At 73.9% G+C, this 3,458-nt stretch carries 2 protein-coding genes and 1 pseudogene; all 3 read right to left on the bottom strand.

The window, feature by feature from the left end; all coding sequences use genetic code 11:
- Positions 1-38 precede the first annotated feature (38 nt).
- A pseudogene (locus JM949_RS34680) lies at positions 39-1,630 on the bottom strand (ATP-dependent DNA ligase).
- A gap of 85 nt (positions 1,631-1,715) precedes the next feature.
- Positions 1,716-1,922 carry a hypothetical protein gene (locus JM949_RS34685; RefSeq protein WP_030333429.1) on the bottom strand — a complete coding sequence of 69 codons (207 nt, stop codon included), beginning with the start codon at positions 1,920-1,922 and terminating at the stop codon, positions 1,716-1,718.
- Positions 1,923-1,999: 77 nt separating this feature from the next.
- The gene (locus JM949_RS34690) at positions 2,000-3,343 is read right to left on the bottom strand and encodes a dipeptidase (RefSeq protein ID WP_203152269.1); all 1,344 of its coding nucleotides are present in this window, start codon (positions 3,341-3,343) and stop codon (positions 2,000-2,002) included.
- Positions 3,344-3,458: the final 115 nt, after the last annotated feature.

Raw genomic sequence — 3,458 nt, forward strand, 5'->3', positions numbered from 1 at the left:
CTGACCCGGGCCGCCGCCGACCGGCCCGCTGCGGTCGGTCAGCCGGTGGGGCGGCCGGCGTGGATGGCCCGGACCGCGTCGATGGTGTCCGCCTCGGCGGCGGACTTGTCGTCGCGGTAGCGCACCACCCGGGCGAAGCGCAGCGTCATCCCGCCGGGATAGCGCGAGCTGGTCTGCACCCCGTCGAAGGCGATCTCCACCACCTGCTCGGGGCGGACCCGGACCACCCAGTCGCCGCGTTCCACGGCGAGGTCGAGGAAGCGTTCGGTCTGCCAGCGCAGCAGCTCGTCGGTGAGCCCCTTGAACGTCTTGCCGAGCATCACAAAGTCGCCGGTGCGCGGGTCGCGTGCGCCCAGGTGCAGGTTGGACAGCCAGCCCTTGCGCCGGCCGCTGCCCCACTCGACGGCGAGCACCACCAGGTCGAGGGTGTGCCGTGGTTTGACCTTGACCCAGGCGGCACCGCGCCGACCGGCGTCGTAGGGGGCGTCCGGTGCCTTGACCACCACGCCCTCCTGCCCGGCGTCGAGCGCGGCGGCGAACGCGGTGGCGGCCTGCTCCGGACCGTCGACCTCCATCCGCCCGACCAGCAGCGACGAATCCGCCACGCCGGCCAGGGCGGCCCACCGGTCCCGGCCGGGCAGGTCGATCAGATCCTCACCGTCGAGGTGCAGGAGGTCGAAGAAGTACGGGGTGAGCACCGTCGTGCCCGTGCTGGCGGCCGCCGCGAGCACCGCCGGGGCGACCGGGGTGGGCCCGGTGGTGCTGGGGGTGGTGCGTCGGGCGGCCCGGCTGGAGGTCTGCTGGAACGGCAGTGGACGGCCGGTCTCGTCCAGGCCGATCGCCTCACCATCGAGCACCAGCTCGCGGCCGGGCAGGGCGCGGACCGCGGCGACCACCTCGGGCACCCGGTTGGTGATCTCGTCGAGACTGCGGGTGAAGACGGCGATGTCGCCGCCGGAGCGATGCACCTGGATGCGGATGCCGTCGAGTTTCACGTCGACCACCGCCGGGGTGCCGGTCGCGGCGAGCGCCTCGTCGACCGTCGGGGCGCTCTGCGCGAGCATCGGCGCCAGCGGTCGGCCGACCTGCAACCCGAAGCCGGCCAGCTCGGCGGCACCGCCGGCCAGCGCGGCCACGGCCACGGCGCGCAGGTCACCGGCGAGCAACAGCGCCCGCCGGACCGCCGCCACCGGCACCTCGGCGCTCGGGCCACCGCGTCGGCGAGGAGCCCGGCCTGGGCACCCTGACGCAGCTCACCACTGAACAGGCCGGTGAGCAGGCGCTGCTCGTCGGCCGTCGCCGCCCCGTAGAGGGCGCCCAGCAGTGCCCGACGTCGAGCCTACGAGCCGGAACCGTGCACGGCGGCGATCTGGGTGATGGCGGCGTCAACGGCGGCCACCGTCAGCGTCGGCTCGGCGGCCGGCGGTGGCAGGTCACGCAGGCTCGCGTAGCCGACCCCGGTCTGCCGTTGGCGCAGCTCACCGGCGAGGTAGCCGGCGCCGGGCTCGACCTCGGCCCTGTCGAGCCGCCGCAGCGCGTCGGCGAGCAGCTGCACCTTGGCCCGCCGGCCGCTGGTGGCAGCGACGGCTGCGGACGTGGCTGCCAGGTCGAGGAACCGCACGCAGCTCATCCTGCCAGTCACCTCCGACACCGCCCGGGCATTGCCGTGCCCGGGCGGTGTCGGCAGGGTGTCGCCCGCTCACGCGGCCGACGGATCAGGCGGAGACGGGCTCCTCGATGCGCAGCCCTCGGGCCCGAACCTCGCCGGCGACCCGGGAGAGCACCGAGTCGAGGGCGACCAGGGCGGCGGACAGCTCACCGAGCTGTTCGTTGAGCGTGTCCTCGGACCACGCGGAGACGTCGACATCTCCCAGCGCGCTGACAGCGGCCCCCAACCGGGCCATCACCTCGTTCGTACTCATGTACGAAAGGCTATAACAGCCGATCGTCCGACACGCCGTGAACTGCCAGATCAGGCCCAAAGTTGCCGGGTCGGTACCTAACTGCCCGCCGCCGCCACCCTGCCCAACAACAACGCCTCGGCGAGGCAGACCCGGGCGAACTCCCCCAGGTGCAGACTCTCGTTCGGGCCGTGGGCACGGGCGTGCGGGTCCTCCACGCCGGTCACCAGGATCGCCGCCTTCGGGAACATCTCCTGGAAGGTGGCGATGAACGGGATCGAGCCGCCCATGCCGATGTCCACCGGGTCGGTGCCGTCCCAGGCGGCCCGGAAGGCCGAACGGGCGGCGTCGAACATCGGTCCGGACGCGTCGATCACGCAGGGGTCGCCGTCGTGCTCGAAGGTGACAGTCACCTGCGCGCCCCACGGCGCGTGCCGCTCCAGGTGCGCGCGCACCGCCGCGTACGCCCGCTTGGGGTCGTCGCCCGGGGCGAGGCGGACGCTGAGCTTCGCCTTCGCGGCCGGGACCAGGGCGTTCGGCGCTTCGCCGGTGGCCGGCGCGTCGATGCCGAGAACGGCCAGGGCCGGCTTGGTCCAGAGCCGGTCGGTGATCCGGCCGGTGCCGATAAACCGCACGCCCTCGGCGAGCCCCGCCTCGGCCCGGACCCGGTCCTCCGGGTAGTCGACGCTCGCGCCCTCCCGGCCGACCAGCCCGTCCACCGCCACGTCGCCCGCGTCGTCGTGCAGCGTCGCCAGCAGCCGGACCAACGCGGTGAGCGCGTCCGGCACGGCGCCGCCGAACACGCCGCTGTGCACCGCGTGGTCCAGCGTGCGCACCTCGACGAAGCAGTTGACGATGCCCCGCAGCGAGGTGGTCAACGCGGGCACGCCGATGTCCCAGTTGGCGGAGTCGGCGATCACGATGACGTCCGAGGCGATCGCGTCGCGGTGCTCGGCCAGCAACCGCTCCAGCGAGTCGGAGCCGTACTCCTCCTCACCCTCAATGAAGAGGACCACGCCGACCGGCAACGCGTCCCCGTACGCGCGCAGCGCCGCGACGTGCGCCATGATGCCGGCCTTGTCGTCGGCCGCGCCCCGGCCGTAGAGCCGACCGTCCCGCTCCACCGGCTCGAACGGGTCGGACTCCCACAGCGACCTGTCGCCCACCGGCTGGACGTCGTGGTGGGCGTAGAGCAGCACGGTGGGCGCACCGGGCGGGGCGGCCCGACGGCCGATCACCGCGGGCTGGCCGCCGGAGCGGACGATCTCGACGTCCAGGCCACAGCCGCGCAGCAACTCGGCCACCGCCTCGGCGGAGCGTTCCACGTGCGAGTGGTCGAAGCCCTCGAAGGCGATGCCGGGAATGCGGACGAGGCGCTCCAGGTCGGCCCGCACGCCAGGCATCTCCCGCTCGACGGCGGCTCGCACCTCGGACTCGGACATGATCGGAGAGGTCATGACCGGAATCGTATGCCGGCCTTACCGGGCCGTGCCGGCGGAGCCCGTACCCTCGTCGCTTCCCGTCGGCCCGGCACCCGCCCGCGCGCCGGGGGCGGCC

The organism is Micromonospora tarensis, from assembly GCF_016803395.1.
Classification (GTDB): domain Bacteria; phylum Actinomycetota; class Actinomycetes; order Mycobacteriales; family Micromonosporaceae; genus Micromonospora; species Micromonospora tarensis.